Origin of the sequence: Cupriavidus sp. 30B13, assembly GCF_049059565.2 — a bacterium.
GTDB lineage: Bacteria > Pseudomonadota > Gammaproteobacteria > Burkholderiales > Burkholderiaceae > Cupriavidus.
In genome coordinates, this window is sequence record NZ_CP188223.1 from 3460521 (window position 1) to 3480494 (window position 19974).

17 protein-coding genes are annotated in these 19974 nt (G+C 67.5%); 4 read left to right on the forward strand and 13 right to left on the reverse strand.

Annotation, left to right across the window (positions count from 1 at the left end; all coding sequences use genetic code 11):
• Nucleotides 1–73 precede the first annotated feature (73 nt).
• The 7 genes from ACKI2N_RS15870 to ACKI2N_RS15900 form a co-directional block, all read right to left on the reverse strand.
• The gene (locus ACKI2N_RS15870; RefSeq protein ID WP_420993593.1) at nucleotides 74–790 is read right to left on the reverse strand and encodes an ABC transporter ATP-binding protein; all 717 of its coding nucleotides are present in this window, start codon (nucleotides 788–790) and stop codon (nucleotides 74–76) included.
• A gap of 15 nt (nucleotides 791–805) precedes the next feature.
• Complete coding sequence (locus tag ACKI2N_RS15875; protein ID WP_420993592.1) at nucleotides 806–1582, reverse strand: ABC transporter ATP-binding protein; 777 nt, start codon at nucleotides 1580–1582, stop codon at nucleotides 806–808.
• A 13-nt stretch (nucleotides 1583–1595) separates the two neighbouring features.
• The gene (locus ACKI2N_RS15880; RefSeq protein WP_420993591.1) at nucleotides 1596–2753 is read right to left on the reverse strand and encodes an ABC transporter permease subunit; all 1158 of its coding nucleotides are present in this window, start codon (nucleotides 2751–2753) and stop codon (nucleotides 1596–1598) included.
• An 11-nt stretch (nucleotides 2754–2764) separates the two neighbouring features.
• Nucleotides 2765–3700, reverse strand: a complete 936-nt coding sequence (locus tag ACKI2N_RS15885; protein WP_420993590.1) for a branched-chain amino acid ABC transporter permease — start codon at nucleotides 3698–3700, stop codon at nucleotides 2765–2767.
• Nucleotides 3701–3906: 206 nt separating this feature from the next.
• The gene (locus ACKI2N_RS15890; RefSeq protein ID WP_420993589.1) at nucleotides 3907–5112 is read right to left on the reverse strand and encodes a branched-chain amino acid ABC transporter substrate-binding protein; all 1206 of its coding nucleotides are present in this window, start codon (nucleotides 5110–5112) and stop codon (nucleotides 3907–3909) included.
• Between the two features lie 749 nt (nucleotides 5113–5861).
• A complete protein-coding gene (gene ispH / locus ACKI2N_RS15895; RefSeq protein ID WP_420993588.1) occupies nucleotides 5862–6818 on the reverse strand; it encodes a 4-hydroxy-3-methylbut-2-enyl diphosphate reductase in 957 nt (318 codons plus the stop codon).
• 48 nt (nucleotides 6819–6866) lie between these two features.
• On the reverse strand, nucleotides 6867–7358 hold the full coding sequence (locus ACKI2N_RS15900) for an FKBP-type peptidyl-prolyl cis-trans isomerase (RefSeq protein WP_420993587.1): 492 nt from the start codon (nucleotides 7356–7358) through the stop codon (nucleotides 6867–6869).
• 111 nt (nucleotides 7359–7469) lie between these two features.
• Here ACKI2N_RS15900 and radC point away from each other — a divergent pair, with 111 nt between their 5' ends.
• The 4 genes from radC (at nucleotide 7470) to nadB (ending at nucleotide 10635) form a co-directional block, all read left to right on the forward strand.
• Nucleotides 7470–8144 carry a RadC family protein gene (gene radC / locus ACKI2N_RS15905; RefSeq protein WP_420993586.1) on the forward strand — a complete coding sequence of 225 codons (675 nt, stop codon included), beginning with the start codon at nucleotides 7470–7472 and terminating at the stop codon, nucleotides 8142–8144.
• Between the two features lie 231 nt (nucleotides 8145–8375).
• Nucleotides 8376–8609 carry a 50S ribosomal protein L28 gene (gene rpmB, locus ACKI2N_RS15910; RefSeq protein ID WP_006575661.1) on the forward strand — a complete coding sequence of 78 codons (234 nt, stop codon included), beginning with the start codon at nucleotides 8376–8378 and terminating at the stop codon, nucleotides 8607–8609.
• A gap of 13 nt (nucleotides 8610–8622) precedes the next feature.
• The gene (rpmG, locus tag ACKI2N_RS15915; RefSeq protein ID WP_006157508.1) at nucleotides 8623–8793 is read left to right on the forward strand and encodes a 50S ribosomal protein L33; all 171 of its coding nucleotides are present in this window, start codon (nucleotides 8623–8625) and stop codon (nucleotides 8791–8793) included.
• Between the two features lie 243 nt (nucleotides 8794–9036).
• On the forward strand, nucleotides 9037–10635 hold the full coding sequence (gene nadB, locus ACKI2N_RS15920) for an L-aspartate oxidase (RefSeq protein ID WP_420993585.1): 1599 nt from the start codon (nucleotides 9037–9039) through the stop codon (nucleotides 10633–10635).
• Between the two features lie 84 nt (nucleotides 10636–10719).
• Here the strand turns inward: nadB and nadC are convergent, their stop codons facing one another.
• The 6 genes from nadC to ACKI2N_RS15950 form a co-directional block, all read right to left on the reverse strand.
• Nucleotides 10720–11583 carry a carboxylating nicotinate-nucleotide diphosphorylase gene (nadC, locus tag ACKI2N_RS15925; RefSeq protein ID WP_420993722.1) on the reverse strand — a complete coding sequence of 288 codons (864 nt, stop codon included), beginning with the start codon at nucleotides 11581–11583 and terminating at the stop codon, nucleotides 10720–10722.
• Between the two features lie 23 nt (nucleotides 11584–11606).
• A complete protein-coding gene (nadA, locus tag ACKI2N_RS15930) occupies nucleotides 11607–12758 on the reverse strand; it encodes a quinolinate synthase NadA (protein WP_420993584.1) in 1152 nt (383 codons plus the stop codon).
• A gap of 167 nt (nucleotides 12759–12925) precedes the next feature.
• Nucleotides 12926–14116 carry a DesA family fatty acid desaturase gene (locus ACKI2N_RS15935; protein WP_420993583.1) on the reverse strand — a complete coding sequence of 397 codons (1191 nt, stop codon included), beginning with the start codon at nucleotides 14114–14116 and terminating at the stop codon, nucleotides 12926–12928.
• 366 nt (nucleotides 14117–14482) lie between these two features.
• A complete protein-coding gene (locus ACKI2N_RS15940; RefSeq protein ID WP_420993582.1) occupies nucleotides 14483–15886 on the reverse strand; it encodes a mechanosensitive ion channel family protein in 1404 nt (467 codons plus the stop codon).
• Nucleotides 15887–16074: 188 nt separating this feature from the next.
• Complete coding sequence (locus tag ACKI2N_RS15945; RefSeq protein ID WP_420993581.1) at nucleotides 16075–17850, reverse strand: serine aminopeptidase domain-containing protein; 1776 nt, start codon at nucleotides 17848–17850, stop codon at nucleotides 16075–16077.
• A gap of 56 nt (nucleotides 17851–17906) precedes the next feature.
• Nucleotides 17907–19556, reverse strand: coding sequence for an amino acid adenylation domain-containing protein (locus ACKI2N_RS15950; protein ID WP_420993580.1), 1650 nt, complete (start codon nucleotides 19554–19556; stop codon nucleotides 17907–17909).
• Nucleotides 19557–19974 lie beyond the last annotated feature (418 nt).

Consider the following 19974-nt stretch of genomic DNA (forward strand, 5'->3'; position numbering starts at 1 on the left):
AGGTTGAACTGCACCGGGCTTTTTTCCAGGCTTTTTCCAGGCTTCGGCCGGCGCGTTCGCGCCGGCGGCGCCGTCATTCGCCGAGGTAAGCCGCCCTCACCTTCGGGTCGTCCAGCATCTGCTTGGCGTCGCCGCTCATGGTGACCAGGCCGGACTCCATGACATAGCCGCGGTGCGCGGCCTGCAAGGCCAGGCGCGCGTTCTGCTCGACCAGCAGCACGGTCACGCCCTGCGCCGAAATGTCGCGCACCACCTCGAAGATCTTCGCCACCATGATCGGCGACAGGCCCATCGAAGGCTCGTCGAGCAGCAGCAGCTTGGGCTGGCTCATCAGCGCGCGCGCCATCGCCAGCATCTGCTGCTCGCCGCCGGACATGGTGCCGGCGAGCTGGTTGGCGCGTTCCTTCAGGCGCGGGAAGATGCCGAACATGCGGTCGATGTCGGCCTTGATGCCGGCTTCGTCGTCGCGCGTGTAGGCGCCCATCTGCAGGTTTTCGGTGATGGTCATGCGCGCGAACACGCCGCGGCCTTCCGGCACCATCGCCAGGCCCTGCTTGAGCAGCGTGTAGCTGGGCACGCCCTTGATGGACTTGCCCATGTACTCGACGTCGCCGCCGGCCCAGCCCTGCAGGCCGGTGATGGCCTTCATGGTGGTGGTCTTGCCGGCGCCGTTGGCGCCGATCAGCGTCACCAGCTCGCCGTCCCGGATCTCGAGGTCGATGCCCTTGACGGCCTGGATGCCGCCGTAGGCCACCTTCAGGCCGGAAATCTTCAGTAGAGTGTCTTTCATCGTCTCTTTCCCCCGTCAGTGCGCCGGGGTACCGAGGTAAGCCTCGATCACCGCTGGATTGTTCTGGACGTCTTGCGGCAGGCCCTGCGCGATGACCTTGCCGTAGTCGAGCACGGTCAGGCTGTTGCACAGGCCCATCACCAGCTTCACGTCGTGCTCGATCAGCAGGATGGTCTTGCCGTCGCTGCGGATCTTGTCGAGCAGGCCGCGCAGTTCCACCTTCTCGGTGGCGTTCATGCCGGCGGCGGGCTCGTCCAGGGCCAGCAGCTTCGGCTCGGTGGCCAGCGCGCGGGCGATCTCCAGGCGGCGCTGGTGGCCGTAGGACAGGTTGCGCGCGGTGAAGTTGGCGTACTTGCCGATGCCCACGTACTCGAGCAGGTCGTGCGCCATGTCCTCGATGCCTTCTTCCTCGCGCCGCACGGCGGGCGGGCGGAAGACGGCGCCGAAGATGCCGGCCTTGGTGCGCACGTGGCGGCCCACCATGACGTTTTCCAGCGCGGTCATCTCGCCGAACAGGCGGATGTTCTGGAAGGTGCGGGCAATGCCCGCCTTGGCCACTTCGTGCACGGCGGTCGGCTGGTAGGCCTGGCCGCCCAGCATGAACTCGCCCGAGTCGGGCGTGTAGAGGCCGGTGATCACGTTGAAGAACGTGGTCTTGCCGGCGCCGTTGGGGCCGATCAGGCCGTAGATCTGGCCCGGGCTGATCTGCAGGCCCACATCGGACAGGGCCTGCAGCCCGCCGAAACGCTTGTTGACCCCCTGTACCGACAGGAGGAAGTTTCCATTGCTCATCTCGTCCTCCTCGTCAGAAACGGCCAACGCTGCCGGCGCGGCGCACGACCGGGCGGTCTTCCTTGCGCGGCGACGGCCACAAGCCGGCCGGGCGGTACAGCATCACGATCACCAGGGCCAGGCCGAACAGCAGCTGGCGCAGCACCTCGGCGTCCACGATGGCGTGGCCGAAGATCATGCGCTGCGCCGGTTCCGCCACCACGCGCAGCAGTTCCTGGAAGCCGACCAGCAGGATGCCGCCCAGGATCACGCCCGGGATATGGCCCATGCCGCCCAGCACCACGATGGCGAGGATGTAGATGGACTCCCACAGCACGAACGATTCCGGCGAGACGAAGCCCTGGAACGCGCCGAACACCGCGCCCGAGGCGCCGCCGAACGAGGCGCCCATGGCGAAGGCCAGCAGCTTGACGTTGCGGGTGTTGATGCCCATGGCCTTGGCGGCGATCTCGTCCTCGCGGATGGCGACGAAGGCACGGCCGATGCGCGAGTTCTGCAGGCGCAGGCAGATGAACACGATCACGATGACCAGGAACACCAGCAGGTAGTAGTACATGAACACCGGCGTGAACTTGAGCCCGAATATCTCGTGCGACTTCGAGAAATCGAAGCCGAAGATATGGACCGGGTCCACCGCCGTGATCCCCTTCGGCCCGTTGGTGATGTTGATCGGGCGGTCCAGGTTGTTCATGAAGATGCGGATGATCTCGCCGAAGCCCAGCGTCACGATGGCCAGGTAGTCGCCGCGCAGCTTGAGCGTCGGCGCGCCGAGCAGCACGCCGAACGTCGCCGCCACCACCACCGCGATCGGCAGCACGAACCACATCGACAGGTGCAACCCGTTGGGGAACAGGTTGTGGATCCATTCGAACTGGTTGGACAGGTGGGGCGAGCCGAGCAGCGCCATCAGGTAGGCGCCGACCGCGTAGAAGGCGATGTAGCCGAGGTCGAGCAGGCCGGCAAAGCCCACCACGATGTTCAGGCCGAGCGCCAGCATGATGTAGATCAGCGCGAAGTCGAGCACGCGCACCCAGTAGTTGCCGCCCAGCGTCTGCACGAGGAACGGCGCGCACAAGGCGACCACCAGGAAGGCAAGCAGCGCGGCCAGGGTCTTGGCCGGCGTCTTGGTCAGCGGCGCGGGTTGCGCCGTGGATGGAATCGGGGCACTCATGGATTCTCTCCTCAGGCGCGTTCGGAAACCCGCTCGCCCATGATGCCGGACGGACGGAACACAAGGACGACGATCAGCACGATGAAGGCGAACACGTCCTGGTAGTTGGAGCCGAAGACCCCATTGGTCAGGTCGCCGATGTAGCCGGCGCCCAGCGCTTCGATCAGGCCCAGCAGCATGCCGCCGACCATGGCGCCGGCAAGGTTGCCGATGCCGCCCAGCACCGCGGCGGTGAACGCCTTCAGGCCGGGGATGAAGCCCATGTAGAAGTGGGCGTTGCCGTAGTTGGTGGCCATCATCACGCCAGCCAGCGCGGCCAGCGCGGCGCCGATCATGAAGGTGGCCGAGATCACGAAGTTCGGGTTCACGCCCATCAGCCCCGCCACCTTCTGGTTCTCGGCGGTGGCGCGCATGGCGCGGCCGAGCTTGGTGCGGTTGACCAGCGTCAGCAGGCCCGCCATGACCATCAGCGCCATGCCGATGATGACGATTTCCTTGCCGGTGATGGTGGCGCCGGTCGAGCCGATGTCGATCGGGCTGGACGGCAGCAGCTGCGGGAACGTCAGCGGATTGCGCGACCAGATCAGCATGCCCATCGTCTGGAGGATGATGGAGACGCCGATGGCGGTGATCAGCGGGGCCAGGCGCGGCGCATTGCGCAGCGGCCGGTAGGCGACCCGCTCGATGGTGTAGGCCAGCACGGCGCACACGGGCATGGCGATCAGCGTCGCGATGACCAGCGTGAGCCACTCGGGCAGGCCCGGGGCGATTTTCTGGATGCCGAGGATGGCTGAGAGGGCAGTCAGCGCGCCGATCATCAGGACGTCGCCGTGGGCGAAGTTGATGATGCCGAGAATGCCGTAGACCATGGTGTAGCCAAGTGCGATCAGCGCATAGATGCTGCCGAGCACCAGACCATTCACGATCTGCTGGATAAAGATATCCATGAAAACTCCTTGCTCCGTCCGAAGCTCCGCGGCATGGAGTGGTTGCCGGGCGGACGGTAATGTGTGAGTGGTTTGGTAGTGTGTTATGTGCTGGTAAGCGGCCTGCCTAGTCCACCCATGGTAAGGATGCTATACGTTCGGCGAGGCTAAAAAAACGGCACCGCAAAGTGCTCGCGGTGCCGTTCGGATGGGCCGGTAAGCCCGGATTACATCTTCACGACGTCGAGGACGGTCTTCTTCTTGTCCTTGTATTCGTAAAGGGTGATCGTGCCTTCCTTCATGTCGCCCTTGTCGTCGAAGGCGATGTTGCCGATCAGGCCCTTGTAGTTCGTCTTGGGCATTTCGGCCAGGATGGCTGCCGGTTCGGTCGAGTTGGCGCGCTTCATGGCGTCGACGATGACCATCACGGCGTCATAGGTGAACGGTGCGTAGATCTGCACCGGGGTGTTGAAGCGAGCCTGGTAGCGCTTGTCGAAGTCCGCGCCCTGGTCCATCTTCGACAGGGCCAGGCCTGCTTCCGAGCAGATGATGTTGGACACGGCGTCGCCGGCCAGCTCGGCCACCTTGTCGGTACACACGCCGTCGCCGCCGACGATCTTGGCGCCGATGCCGAGTTCCTTGGCCTGCTTGGCGAACGGGCCGCCGGTGGCGTCCATGCCGCCGTACATGATCACGTCGGGCTTCTTGCCCTTGATCTTGGTCAGGATGGCCTTGAAGTCGGTGGCCTTGTCGTTGGTGGCTTCACGCGCCACCACGTTCACGCCCGAAGCCTTGGCGGTCTTTTCGAACTCGTCGGCCAGGCCCTTGCCGTAGGCGGTGGCATCGTCGACGATGGCCACGGTCTTGGCGTGCAGGCTCTTGGTGGCGTAGTTGGCCAGCGCCGGGCCTTGCTGGGCGTCGGTGGCGACCACGCGGAAGGTGGTCTTGAAGCCCTGCTTGGTGTAGTCGGGGTTGGTCGACGACGGCGAGATCTGCACGATGCCGGCATCGCTGTAGATCTTGGAGGCGGGGATCGACACGCCCGAGTTCAGGTGGCCGACCACGGCCACGACCTTCTCGTCGACCAGCTTCTGCGCCACGGCGGTGCCGGTCTTCGGATCGCCCGCGTCGTCTTCGCCGACCAGTTCGAGCTTGATCTTCTTGCCGTTGATTTCCAGGCCGGCCTTGTTGACTTCTTCCACGGCCAGGCGGGCGCCGTTTTCATTGTCCTTGCCAAGGTGAGCGATTCCGCCGGTGAGCGGGGCCGCGTGGCCGATCTTGACTACGGTTTCACCGCTGCCGGCTGCGGGAGCGGCTGCGGCAGCAGGTGCCGACGCTGCCGCATCGGCCGGCTTTTCTTCCTTCTTGCCGCAAGCAGTAACCAGCGCCACTGCGGCTGCGATCGGCAGAATCTTGGCAAACGTGATTTGCATGAGTGATCTCCTAGGATTCACATGATCAGGGTAAACCAACGCCCCCCGGACGTTTCCCCTGAACCGCCTTTGTTTAGTTTCAATTTGAAACGCGCGAATTGTATCCCCTTTTTTTGCGGATGCAATATGCGACGCAACAACCTGAAGGATTAACCCACAAATTGAGCTAGGGAATTTCCCCAATGCACACATTGGGGCAATTCCCGCCTACTCGCGGGCTAGCCTTCGTTACTAACAAGAATCGTGCCTGCCTCTGTCCAGACCCTGCTTTTGCTGCGCTTGCGTCACTCACGGTAAGGCCGTATTAAATAGGCGTTTCATTTAATAGGAGCCCGTCGCTTCTAATACAAGACCTTAATTGCCCGGCACCATAATAGGGAAACTCCTAACTCTAGGGAATTCCCTTATTTGTCTGCCACCTCAGACACGTATATGCGAATGCGCACCGCCGCCGTGCATTATCGGCGGCGCCGCGCAATATATTCATGCTTCATTCTGGTGCGGTCCGGCGGCCCGGCCAGGGTGGCCGCCGGCAGGCGCGCGACATTGGCATGCGATGCCCCGTGAAAGAGCACGCGCGCTCCGGACCGGGAACGGCGGCGCGCGCAGTCGGCGCGCAGTCGGCGCACGCGTAGCCGGCGCGTGCGGCCAGGCGGGGGGGACAGGAAAGGAAAAGAGAAAGCGGCCGGCGCATGTCGCCGGCGCGGCGGCACGGCCCGCGAACGGGCCGGTGCCGGGGATGGCGCAGGTCAGACCGAAGGCACCAGGCCGCGCGGCAGCGGGAAGGACATCTTCTCCTCGATGCCGTCGAGCGCGCGCACGTGGCGCACGCCAAGCAGGCGCAGGCGCTCCACGATGGACTGCGCGAGCGCTTCCGGCGCGGACGCGCCGGCGGTCAGGCCGATGCGGCGCTTGCCCGCGACCCACTCCGGCCGGAGCTGGTCGGGCGAGTCGATCATGTAGGCCGGCACGCCGAGGCGCTCGGCCAGTTCGCGCAGGCGGTTGGAGTTCGAGCTGTTGGGGCTGCCCACCACGATCACGACTTCCACCTGCGGCGCCATGAACTTCACGGCGTCCTGGCGGTTCTGCGTGGCATAGCAGATGTCCTGCTTCTTGGGCTCGCGGATCTGCGGGAAGCGCGCCTTGAGCGCGGCGACGATCTCCAGCGTCTCGTCCACCGACAGCGTGGTCTGGGTCACGAAGGCCAGGCGGCTCGGGTCGGACACGTCCAGCCGGGCCACGTCCTCGGCCGACTCCACCAGCAGCATGCCACCCTCGGTCTGGCCCATGGTGCCCTCGACCTCGGGATGGCCGGCGTGGCCGATCATGATGATCTCGCAGCCTTCGGCGCGCATCTTGCCCACCTCGACGTGCACCTTGGTCACCAGCGGGCAGGTCGCGTCGAACACGTTGAGGCCGCGCACGGTCGCGTCGGCGCGCACTTCCTTGGACACGCCGTGCGCGCTGAAGATGACGGTCGAGCCGGACGGCACTTCCTCGAGCTCCTGCACGAAGATCGCGCCCTTGCGGCGCAGGTCCTCGACCACATAGGCATTGTGGACAATCTCGTGGCGCACGTAGATCGGCGCGCCGTAGCGCGCGAGGGCACGCTCGACGATCTCGATGGCGCGATCCACGCCGGCGCAGAAGCCGCGGGGCTGCGCCATCAGGATCTCGGCTTCGGCGGCTGTGGTGAGTTCGGACATGCGGGAATTCAGTTCAATGCGGCCGGCGCGGGTCCGGCCTGGTTCAGCTTAGAGAATGCCGATCAGCTGGACGTCGAACAAGATGGTCTGTCCGGCCAGCGGGTGATTGAAATCGAACAGCGCGGCGGTTTCGCCGATCTCCTTGAGCACCCCGGCGTACTTGCCGCCGCCGGGCGCATTGAACTCGACCAGGTCGCCCGGCGTGTAGTTCTCTTCGAACGAACTGTTTTCGCGCAGCGTGGCGAGCGACACCCGCTGCAGCAGTTCGGGGTTGCGCGGGCCGAAGGCATGCTCGGGCGCCAGGCGGTAGGTCATGCGCTCGCCCTCGGGCATGCCCAGCAGGGCCTGCTCCAGGGTGGGCGCGAACTGGCCCTGGCCCAGCAGCAGCGTGGCGGGCTTTTCTTCGAACGTACTGATGACTTCCGTGCCGTTCTCGAGGGAAATGCGGTAGTGCAGGGTCAGGAACGAGTCCGGCTGCACGGTCTTGCGACCGTCAGCGGCGCCGCCCTGCGGCCCTGACGCAAAAGTTTGCAGATTCATGGGTGCTCAACCAGTCGACAACCCGTATTGTAAGCGACTCGACCGCGCGCCGCCTTGTCCTTGCCCGGCGCGCGCCGCCACGCAATGCCATTGTTCCGGGGGGATCGTGTCATGCGCATTACCGACTGGCCCAGCAGCGAACGGCCACGCGAAAAATTGCTGCGCGAAGGAGCCGCCGCGCTGTCCGACGCCGAGCTGCTGGCCGTTTTCCTGCGCGTGGGCGTGTCCGGCAAGAGCGCCGTCGACCTGGCGCGCGAGCTGCTGAACGATTTCGGCACGCTCAGCGGCCTGTTTTCCGCCAAGGTGGAAGAACTTGCCCGCGTCCGCGGCATGGGTACCGCCAAATACGCCCAGTTGCAGGCCGCCCAGGAACTGACGCGGCGCGGGCTGGCCGAGCGCCTGACGCTGCCCGGCGGCCTCGATTCGCCGGCGGCGGTGCGCGACTACCTGCGCCTGACCCTGTCGGCCTACGAGCACGAGGTCTTCATGTGCCTGTTTCTCGACGCGCGCAACCGGCTGCTGGCCAGCGAGGAACTGTTCCGCGGCAGCCTGACGCAGACCAGCGTCTACCCGCGCGAGGTGGCGCGCCAGGCTTTGCTGCATAATGCGGCCTCCGTGATCGTGGCGCACAACCACCCGTCCGGCAACGCCCTGCCCAGCAGCGCGGACCTGGCCATGACCCGCTCGCTCACGCGCTCGCTGGCGCTGATCGACGTCAGGGTGCTCGACCATTTCATCGTGGCGGGCACGACGATCCACTCGTTCGCGGAGCATGGCGATCTATGATCGCACGCACGGCAAAGGCGCCTCGTGCGCCATATGCACAGCGAAATAGTGCGCAACACGTCACTAATAACTTGCCCGCGCACGGTAAACTGCGGAAGGCATTGATCCACCGGAGCTTTCCGGTCTATAATGCCCGTTTTGCTGAAGTCTTAACCGCTGCAGTCCGGGCCGCGCGCCTTTTGTTGATCTGTTGCGAACATTGTCCACGAATAGAAGATTTAGGAGTGCTTCATGGCACGCGTCTGTCAAGTGACCGGGAAAGCGCCGATGGTCGGCAACAACGTTTCCCACGCAAACAACAAGACCAAGCGCCGTTTTCTGCCCAACCTGCAGAATCGTCGTTTCTTTGTTGAATCGGAAAACCGCTGGGTGAGCCTGCGCGTCTCGAACGCCGGCCTGCGCCTGATCGACAAGAAAGGCATCGACTCCGTGCTCGCCGACCTGCGCGCACGCGGCGAAGTCTAATTAGGAGTACATCATGGCCAGCAAAGGCGGACGCGATAAAATCAAGCTGGAGTCGACCGCAGGTACGGGTCACTTCTACACGACCACGAAGAACAAGCGCACCATGCCGGAAAAGATGGAGATCATGAAGTTCGATCCCGTCGCCCGCAAGCACGTGTCGTACAAGGAAACCAAGATCAAGTAATTGATCCTTGCGTTCCGCATGCCGATTCGCGCGGCATGTCCGTGAAAACCCCGCATCCGCGGGGTTTTTGCTTTTCCGGGCCGGGCCTTTTGCCTTTCCGGCGCCCTCCTGCCTTTCCGTCGCGCGCACTTCCGCCACTTCCGCGTTTCGCTCCCGCCTCCGCATGCCCACGTCATGTCGCGCCGGGTGTACACTTTCCAGCTTTCCTGCCTCCCGGCCGCGCGCCGCGCGCCCCTTCGCATCATGAACTTCGATGTCGCCATTGTCGGCAGCGGACTGGCCGGTCTGACGGTCGCGCTGCAACTGGCCGACACCCATCGGGTTGTCATCATCTGCAAACGCGCCATGACCCAGGGCGCCAGCGACTGGGCCCAGGGCGGCATCGCGGCCGTGCTCGACTCCGGCGACAGCCATGACGAGCACACGCAGGACACGCTGGTGGCCGGCGCGGGGCTGTGCGACGATGGTGCCACGCGCTTCATCGTGGAGCACGGGCGCGAAGCGATCCAGTGGCTGATCGACCGCGGCGTGCCGTTCACGCGCGACGAGCAGGCCGAACTGGGCTTCCACCTCACGCGCGAAGGCGGCCACAGCCGCCGGCGCATCATCCACGCCGCCGACGCCACCGGCCACGCGGTGGTGACCACGCTGACCGAGCAGGCGCGCAGCCACCCGAACATCACCGTGATCGAGGACCACTTCGCGGTGGACCTCATCACTTCGCGCAAGCTGGGCCTGCCGGGCAACCGCTGCTACGGCCTCTACGTGCTCGACGACGCCAGCGGCGAAGTGCGCACCATCACCGCCACCCACACGGTGCTGGCCACCGGCGGCGCGGGCAAGGTCTACCTGTACACCACCAACCCCGACACGGCCACCGGCGACGGCATCGCGATGGCATGGCGGGCGGGCTGCCGGGTTTCGAACATGGAGTTCATCCAGTTCCACCCGACCTGCCTGTACCACCCCTACGCCAAGTCCTTCCTGATCTCCGAGGCGGTGCGCGGCGAGGGCGGCCTGCTCAAGCTGCCCGACGGCACGCGCTTCATGCCGGAGCACGACGAGCGCGCCGAACTGGCGCCGCGCGACGTGGTGGCGCGCGCGATCGACTTCGAGATGAAGAAGCGCGGCCTGGACTACGTGCACCTGGACATCAGCCACCAGCCCGAGTCCTTCCTGCGCGAGCACTTTCCCACCATCCATGCGCGCTGCCTGGAGCTGGGCATCGACATCGCGCGCGAGCCGATCCCGGTGGTGCCCGCGGCGCACTACACCTGCGGCGGCGTGGTGACCGACACCGCCGGCCGCACCGACCTCGCCAACCTCTACGTGGTGGGCGAGACCGGCTGCACCGGCCTGCATGGCGCCAACCGCCTGGCTTCGAATTCGCTGCTGGAGTGCATGGTGATCGGCCGCGCCGCCGCGCTCGACATCGCCTCGCAGGACAAGGCCGGCCAGCCCGACATCGCGCTGCCCAAGTGGGACGAGAGCCGCGTGGCGGACGCCGACGAGGAAGTCGTGGTCTCGCACAACTGGGACGAGCTGCGCCGCATGATGTGGAACTACGTCGGCATCGTGCGCACCAGCAAGCGGCTCGAGCGCGCGCAGCACCGCATCAGCCTGCTGCGCGAGGAGATTGCCGAGTACTACGCCAACTTCCGCGTGACGCGCGACCTGCTCGAACTGCGCAACCTGGTCGAAGTGGCGTCGCTGATCGTGGACAGTGCCTACTCGCGGCATGAGAGCCGCGGCCTGCACTACAGCAGGGACTATCCGGACACGCTGCCCAAGGCGCTGCCGACGGTCATGCAGCCGGTGTTCAAGCGGGAAGCGGGGAAGTAGGCAGGCGGGGAGGGTTCTGGCTTTCCTCCCCTCCCCCGCCCGTGTGAAGGCCGAGGGTTCAGAACCTGGCGCGGCTGTGCCGCGCTAGGCCAGGATCCTCAGCGAGTAGTCCGTGGCGCGCACGTCCTTCGTCAGCGCGCCCACCGAGATCCGGTCCACGCCGGTTTCGGCGAACACGCGGATGGTGTCGGCATTGACCCCGCCGGACACTTCCAGCAAGGCGCGGCCGTCGTTGATGCGCACGGCGTCGTGCATCATCGGCACGGTGAAGTTGTCGATCAGGATCGATTTCGCGCCGGCGGCCAGGGCTTCTTCCAGCTCGGGCAGGTTTTCCACCTCCACCTGCACCGGCACGCCGGCCTCCAGCGCGTGCGCGGCCTGCATCGCTGCGGTGATGCTGCCGGCCGCCGCGATGTGGTTTTCCTTGATCAGGATGCCGTCGTAGAGCGCGAGGCGCTGGTTCTCGCCGCCACCGACGCGCACCGCGTACTTCTGCGCCAGGCGCAGCCCCGGCAAAGTCTTGCGCGTATCCAGCACGCGCGCGCGGGTGCCCGCGATGATGTCGGCGTAGCGCCGCGTGGCCGTCGCCACGCCGGACAGCAGCTGCAGGAAATTCAGCGATGGGCGTTCGGCGGTCAGCAGCGCGCGCGCCGGGCCGGCGATTTCGCATACCGCGGAATCGGGCGCCATGCGCGCGCCTTCGGCCTGCAGCCAGCGCACTTCCAGCGCCGGATCGACGGCGCGCATGCACGCCTCGAACCAGGGCTGGCCGCACAGCACGGCCTGTTCGCGCACGATCACGCGCGCCTGCGCGCGCTTGCCCGCCGGCACCAGCAGGCCGGTAAGGTCGCCGCTGCCGACGTCCTCGGCAATGGCCGCGCGCACGTTGGCTTGCAGCGCCTCGGCAAGCGCGGCGCCGAAACTGTCGAAAATGGGGTTGATGCTCATGCTGGCTACCTTGCTCCCGTCGCTCATGCCGGACCGATTCCCTTGAACAGTGCCTGCTCGGCGGCGAGATCCCCGCGCGGGCGCACATTGGCTTTCTGCTGCGCGGCGAAGTCGAGCATGCGGTCGATGCAGGTCACGGCCTGGCGGCTGATGCCGGCATCGACATGGATTTCGTTGTGGCCGCGCTCCAGCACTTCGGCCAGGTTGGTCAGCGCGTTCATGGCCATCCACGGGCAGTGCGCGCAGCTCTTGCACGTGGCGCTGTTGCCGGCGGTGGGCGCCTCGATGAAATGCTTGCCCGGCGCCGCCATGCGCATCTTGTGCAGGATGCCGTTGTCGGTGGCGACGATGAACTCGGAGGCATCCAGCTCCACCGCGGCCGCGATCAGTTGCGAAGTGGAGCCGACCACGTCGGCCTGTTCCACCACGTGGGCCGGCGATTCCGGATGGACCAGGATCTTGGCCTTGGGGAATTCGCGGCGCAGCAGGTCCAGCTCGATGCCCTTGAACTCGTCGTGCACCAGGCAGGAGCCCTGCCACAGCAGCATGTCGGCACCGGTCTGCTTCTGGATGTAGCTGCCCAGGTGCCGGTCGGGCGCCCACAGGATCTTCTCGCCGCGCGCGTGCAGGTGCTCGACAATCTTCAGGCCGATGCTGGAGGTCACCATCCAGTCGGCGCGCGCCTTCACGGCGGCGCTGGTATTGGCGTAGACCACCACGGTGCGGTCGGGGTGCGCGTCGCAGAACGCGGCGAATTCGTCGGCCGGGCAACCCAGGTCGAGCGAACAGGTCGCGTCCAGGTCCGGCATCAGCACGGTTTTCTCGGGGCTCAGGATCTTGGCGGTCTCGCCCATGAAGCGCACGCCGGCGACCACCAGCGTCTTGGCCGGGTGGTCGCGGCCGAAGCGCGCCATCTCGAGCGAGTCGGACACGCAGCCGCCGGTTTCCTCGGCCAGGTCCTGCAGGTCGGCATCCACGTAGTAGTGGGCCACCAGCACGGCGTTGCGCGCCTTCAGCAGTTCCCTGATGCGCGCCTTGAGCGCGGCGCGCTCCGGGACGGACAGCACCGGCGGCACTTTGGCCCAGGCATGGGCGACGCAGCTCGCGCCCTCCGGGGACGCCGCCGAGAGGTTCGGTTTCTCGAACTCGACGGTCTTGATCGTTTGTGGGGTCATCTCCGTTACTCCTCTTGGCCGCCGCGTGTCTCGCCGCTGGCCCTGACATGGGGGAGTTTAGCGAAAACAAAAGCCCCGCCAGGGGCGGGGCTTTCGGGCGCAGTGCATTGTAGCAGGCCGCGCCGGATCAGGCTGCGGCCCGCCACTGGCGTTGGGCCTTGGCGGCCTTATGCGTAGCGGCGCAGGCGCAGCGAGAAATCGTGGAGGGCCTGGATGCCGCTGGCCTCGGCGCGGTGGCACCAGGCCTGCAGCTGCTGCAGCAGCTGTTCGCGCGTCAGGTTGGAGCGGCCCCAGATCGCGGCCAGCTCGCGGCGCATTTCCACGAAGGTATGCAGCGACTTGTTCTGCTCCACGATGTTCGCCAGCTGCTGGCGCTGCGGGTCGGCCAGCTTGGCCTCTTCGCGGTGGAACCACTTGCGCGCCGGCTTGAAGCTGCTGTACTCGGCCACGCTGGCTTCCTTGAGCTTTTCCAGTTCCTGCTTGTACGCGCTCTTGACGGCCTTGGCATAGCGCGCCATCACGTCATAGCGGTTGGCGATGATGGCTTCCAGCGTGTTGTGGTCCACCGGACGGGCCTCCACCAGGCGCGCCTTGGGCGGGGTCTTCTTGACCTTGGCCAGGCCGACCGCCTGCATGGCGCGGATATAGCCCCAGCCCACGTCGAACTCGTACCACTTGATCGAGAACTTGGCCGAGGTCGGGTAGGTGTGGTGGTTGTTGTGCAGCTCTTCGCCGCCGATGATCAGGCCCCACGGCGACACGTTGGTCGAAGCGTCCTCGCAATCGTAGTTGCGGTAGCCCCACCAGTGGCCCAGGCCATTGATGATGCCGGCGGCGTGGATCGGGATCCACAGCATCTGCACGGCCCACACGGTCAGGCCGATCACGCCGAACAGCGCGACGTCGACGATCAGCATCAGGCCCACGCCCTGCCAGCCGAAGCGCGAATACACGTTGCGCTCGACCCAGTCGTCGGGCGTGCCGTGGCCGAACTTGGTGATGGTCTCGCGGTTCTTGGACTCGGCGCGGTACAGCTCGGCCCCCTCGAGCAGCACCTTGCGGATGCCCCGGGTCTGCGGGCTGTGCGGATCTTCCTCGGTCTCGCACTTGGCGTGGTGCTTGCGGTGGATGGCGGTCCACTCCTTGGTGACCATGCCCGTGGTCAGCCACAGCCAGAAGCGGAAGAAATGCGCGGCAACCGGATGCAGATCCAGCGACCGGTGCGCCATGCAGCGGTGCAGATAGATGGTGACACCCGCGATGGTGATGTGCGTCACCACGAGGGTGTAGATCACGATCTCCCACCAGGACCAGTTGGCAAGGCCGTTCGAGGCCCAGTCAAGAATAGTGTCGAACAAACTGTTCTCCGTCGATTAAACAGGTGCTATTGCGGCACGACAGGGCGGACCGCAAACAGGTGCAGAAAAAAGGACTGCAAATTCAGTGATTGCGTCATATGGCGCCTGCCGGAAACCCCGGCATTCGCCGGAGCCCCCCGGGCATGCGCGTCTGGCGCCTTGGGCAATTGCTGCCTGCCGGCGGGACTGGGCACGAGCCGCTGCAATCTGGCGGCTGTCTGATGTGGGGGCGGGAGGTCGAAACTCGGAACCCGCAACTAATGTAATTCTACCGGATCGCCATCGAGCGGACATCCGTTTTTCCCCGGATTTGACGGTAAGCAACGCAGAACGTTCCGCAAGGTGCCCCAAACGTCCCGCCCAGGGCTAGGCCGCGCCGCCTTCGCGCGGGGCGGAATCCGCCAGAAGCGTCCGATCCGCCGCTTCCGCGCCCTGCCCGCCCGCCTGCGCTGCCGCCTGCCCCAGCATCCTCACCTCGCGCTGCGGATACGGGATCGAAACGCCATGTTCGCGGAACTTGCGCCATATGGCCCGGTTCAGCGCGGATTGCACCCCCAGCTTGCCGTTCTGCGGATCGGCGATGTAGCCGGCGAGCTCATATTCGATGCCATTGTCGGCGAACGCCACCAGAAACGCCGCCGGTGCGGGCTCCGCCAGCAAGCGGGGCACGCCCTGCGCCGCTGCCACGAGCAGGGCGAGCACCGTTTCGGGGTCGGACGCGTAGTCGGCCTGCACACGTGTCGCCACGCGCACATTGGTATTGGAAAACGAATGGTTCTGCACCGCCTGGGCCACCAGTTGCTCGTTCGGCACCAGGGTTTCGCCGTCGCCGTTGCGCACCACGGTGTAGCGCGTGCGGATCTGCGAGACGATGCCGGTGTACTTGTCCACCGTGATCTGGTCGCCCAGTTTGACCGAGCGGTCCAGCAGGATGATGAAACCCGAGATGTAGTTGCTGGCGATCTTTTGCAAGCCCAGGCCCAGGCCGACACCCAGCGCGCCGCCGAAGACCGACAGCACGGTCAGGTCGATGCCGACCAGCGACAGGCTCAGCAGCAACGACACCAGCAGCAGCAAGGCCTTTGAAAGCCTTGTCAGGACCACTTTCAGGTTGCTGTCCAGCGCGGTCGAGCGCATCAGGCGCTCTTCCAGCCACGAACCGAACCACATCGCCACCAGCACGGTGAGCAGGATCCACACCATGGCCACCAGCGTGTCGGCCAGGCTGATCTTCTGCTTGCCGCCGACCGAGAAGCGCACCGACTCCATCCAGCCGACCACGTCCCACAGCAGGCCCAGCACATAGAGCGCCATGGCCGCCCACACCAGCGTGGTCAGCACCTTCTCCACCAGCAGCAGCATGCCGTGCAGCTGGCCGCTGCCCGACATCACGCGCCGCAGGATATAGAAAGCGAAATAGAGGAATGTGATGCCGAACAGCGGCACCAGCGCCAGCCGCAGCACGCTGACCGACATCAACTGCTCCAGCCCGAAGCGCGCCACCGTCACCAGCAGCCAGCCGAACAGCGGGAACATGGCGCGCTCGAGGCTGGCGGCGGCAAAGCGCAAGGCAAAGCTGGAGCCGTCGTAGCGGGCTTCCAGCCGCTTGACCACCAGCCGCGCCAGCGGCCACGCCACCGCCAGGCTGGCGGCCAGGACCACCAGTTGCCAGATGAAGCCGGGCCCGCCGGCGTCGCGGATCAGGTCGTCGAGCATGCGGCCAAAGGCAGGATGCGATACATGGAGTTCGGTCAGGGAATTGGGGTTCATGCTTGGATGTGGCTGGCCGGGCGCGCACACGGCAATCGGCGCCGCCGGCGGGCGGGCGAGGCGCCCTGCGCCCGGCCCGCGAAAAGTCAGCCATTCTAGCCGCCCGGGGCGCGGCAGCCCACTCCCCGGATCCTGGCGGCCTCAGGGTGGCCCCCGGTGGCCGGCCTCATGGCAGCCTCAACGCGGCCTCAGCCGCAGCGCCCCCGGCAACCCGGCGGGTTGCGCCATGGCGCGGCCGCGCGCCGCAGCCGGACCGGCAGGTCGGCGCCGGGATGCAGCGCGCCGGCCAGCAGGCCGACGCAATAGTCGATCACCCGCGCGCGCCCCGGCGGATTCAGCATGCCGTGGTCGAGGCCCTCGACGGTTTCGATCTGCAGCATGCCGAAGCCGGCCAGGCCTTCGAGCCGCGGCCCGAAGAAGCGCGCCAGTTCGTACGGACCCGGATCCTCCGGCCCGAACAGCAGCCGCAGCACGGTGCCGCGCGCATCGAGCGTGCGCAGCAGCGCCTCGATTTCCCGCTGCTCGGCCGGCGGCGGCTTCGGCAGCACCGATGCCGCATCGGTGCCGGGCATCCCCTCCTCCGCCGTGGGCGCGCTGCGGCCATGGATCAGCCAGCGCGGACGGGTGAAGGTTTCGCGGCGCATCAGCCGCTGCAGGTTGACCAGCACGGCGCCCACCACGCCCGGGTGCGCCGCGGCCGCATGCAGGCTGACGTTGGCGCCGTAGCTCACGCCGAACACCACCACTTCGCCGTGGCCGCGGGCTTGCAGCCAGTCGCACGCGGCGACCGCGTCGCGATAGCCCTCCGGGTCGGCCGGCACCGCCTCCTTGATGGCCTGCGCGCCCACGCTGGCGTCGCCGATGCCGCGCACGTCGATGCGGAACGAGGCCACGCCGTGCTCGGCCAGCCGCCGCGCCAGCATGACGCCGCCGCGGCCGGCGCCCACGTGATGGGTGCCGCCCGCGTTGTTGATCAGCACGGCAGGCCGGCCCGGCCGCTGCGCGCGCGGCTCGCACAACATGCCGAACAGGCCCTGGCCGAAACGCGCCGGCGTTTCCACCCAGGCGGCGGCGCGCAGGCACGGCGCCACCGCCGGCACCGCTGCGCCGGCCGAGTCGCCCGCCACGTCCGCCGCCATGTCCGCCGCAGGGTCCCCGGCCGGCGCCATGGCGGCGAGCCAGCCGGCGACCGCGGCGAAGGTTGCCTCGGGCGGCGTGCCGTGCAGCGGGTCCTGCAGCCAGCCCAGCACCTCGGGAAACGGCACGGTGCTGACCTGCGCGCCCAGCGCCGCGTAGCGGCGGGGCAGCGCTTCGCCGGGCCCCGCGCCGGCGATGAAGATGCGCGGCGCCGGGGCGCGCGCGGCGGCAAGCAGGTCGATGCGGGCGAACGCCGCGATGTCGGCCGCCGTGAAATGGATGCCCAGGATGTCGGCGCCTTCCGGCGCGGGCGCCGAAGCCTCGTCCTCCGTCACCGCGCGCCCGGCCAGCGAGCGCCAGGTCTGGGCGATCATGCGCATCTCGCGCATCAGCATGCGGCCGCTCGCGGCCGGCGCGAGCAGCGCCAGCCCGGCCACGTCAAGCCCGCCGGCGCGGCGCGCGGCCGCCAGCGCGGCCAGCGCGGCGCCGCCGCGCACGCCGAGCAGCACGATCTCGCGCGCGCCGGACAAGCGCCGCAGCAGGTTGCCGGCCTGGCCGATGGACGCCACGCATGCGTCGACGCAGGAAGCGGGCGCCGCGCCATCGCTGCCCTCCCCCGAATCCGCCGCATCCCGCGAATCCCCCGTGCCGGGATAGTCGAACCGCAGCACCGGCACGCCTTGCGCCGCGAGCCGCTCCGCCAGGCGCGCCAGGCCGGCATGGGTCCACAGCGCTTCGTGGCCGACCGCGTTGCACAGCACCACCGCGCGCGGACCCGCCGCCGCGTGGTACCAGCCGAAACATCCGTCGAAGTGCAAAGGCGTCATGGGCGAACTCCGTGCGCGCCGGCGGCCCGGGCCGCGCGGCCGGACCGGCGCGGATCTCAGACCGCGGCCGCGCCGCTGCGCTGGCGCGCCGTCCCCGCGCCGGCGGCGTCGAGGTGCTCGCAGCGCGCCAGCAACTGGGCGCGGTCGATCTTGCCGTTCACGTTGATGGGAAATCCATCGAGGCAGACCACGCGGTCGGGCCGCGCGTAGACCGGCAGGCTGTGCTTGCAGGCGTGGCGGATGCGCGCCAGGCGCGCGCCCCTCACGCCCGGCGACTCGCCCGCAGGCCCCAGCACGAACGCCACCAGGCCGATCGGCTTGCCGGCCTCGTCCAGCGGCCATGCCAGCACCGCGCACTGCGCGCTGCCGCTGGCGGCCTGCACGACCTGCTCGATCTCCTGCAGCTCGATGCGGTTGCCGCGGATCTTGACCTGCGTGTCGATGCGCCCGTGGTAAAGCAGGCCATCGGGCGACTCGCTCACGGCGTCGCCGCTGCGGTACCAGCGGCGGCAGGCACGCCCCGGATAGGCGCGCGCGAAGAAGCGCTCGCCGTCGAGCGGGTTGGCCGACAGGTAGCCGCGCGCGAGCTGCGCGCCGCCGATCAGCAGCTCGCCCTGCGCGCCGGCGGCCACCGGCACCAGGTGCTGGTCGACCACCACGGTCTCGATGCCCGGGTAGGGCTGCCCCAGCGGCACCACCGGGCGCGACGCATCGGCGAGAAAGGCCGGCGTGAGCTCGAAGGTCAGCACGATGACCGTGGTTTCGGTGGGTCCGTAGCCGTTGACGATGCGGGTGTTCGGCGCGGCCCGCGACCAGGCTTCGGCCAGGGTCTTGGGCAGGGCCTCGCCGCCCATCAGGGTCATCCTCACGCTGGGGAACGCGCCCGGCGCCAGCTTGCGGAACTGCTGCAGCAGGGCCAGCACGGAGGGCACGCTGGCCCAGTGGGTGATGCCGTGCTCGCGGATGAAGCCGGCCAGGTAGAGCGGGTCCTGCAGCGTCGGCACGTACAGGCACGCGCCGTTGGCCCAGCACACGTGCACGTCGTGCACCGAGAAATCGAAGGTGAGATCCGCGAACTGGCTGAAGCGCGCGCCGGGCTCGCAGGGGTAGCGCCGCATCTGCGCCTCGACGTAGGCCACCGCGCTGCCGTGCGGGATCATGACGCCCTTGGGCGGGCCGCTGGTGCCCGAGGTGAAGATCAGGTAGGCAAGGTCGTCGGCGGCGACGGTGGCGGGCCACGCTGCCGGCGGATCGTGCACGAAGGGCGCGGACGGCGGCGGCACCGGCGGCGCGTTGCCGGCGGCGGCATCCCACGCCTGCGCGTCGAGCATGACGATGCGCAGGTCGGGCGGCAGCAGCGGCAGCAGCGCCGCGAGCTGCGGCGCGCAGACATGGTCGACCAGCATCACGCGCGCGCCCGAACGCGCGATGATGGCGGCATTGCGCGCGGCCGGGAACCGGGCGTGGATCGGCACGTAGGCCATGCCGGCGGCCAGCGCGCCGAGCAGTCCGGCGTAGGCGCAGGCGCTGCGGTGCGCGAACAGGATGCAGTTGCGGTTGGGGCCGCCGGCGAACGGCGCCAGCGCCAGGCTGATGCCGTGCGCGCGCGCGCGGACTTCGCCGTAGGTGTAGTAGCGGCCATCGACCCACAAAGCGTGGTCGCCGGGCCGCCGCGCGGCGGACTCGAAGAAAAATGAATGCAGCATTCCCCCTCCCGTCACTGGGCGCCGGCCCGGATACGCCGGAACGACCGCTTCCCTGTCGAAATCGCGCTGGCTGGAATGGGCCGCGCCTGTCGCGCGCCCGATCTTCGCCGGCGCGGCGCTGTCAGGTCAAGGTAGACGGCTTCGCACCACAAGACAAGTTGCGCCGCCTTAAATGTATTGAACCAGGACCGGTGGCAAAGCCGCCCGGATGGAGGAAGGAAATGTGGGCCGGCGCACCTTCACGCAAGGACGCCGCCGCCTGGGCAAGGGCCCGCGCGCACGGCCCGGCGGCCCGGCGCGGCGCCCAGCCAGAAGGCTTAGTCCGCCGAAACGGGTGGCGGGAAAAGACAATGGCGTGGCCGAATGCGGCGGTATCGGCAACATCCACGGTATCGGCGGTAGCGGGCAGGGTGGCGGC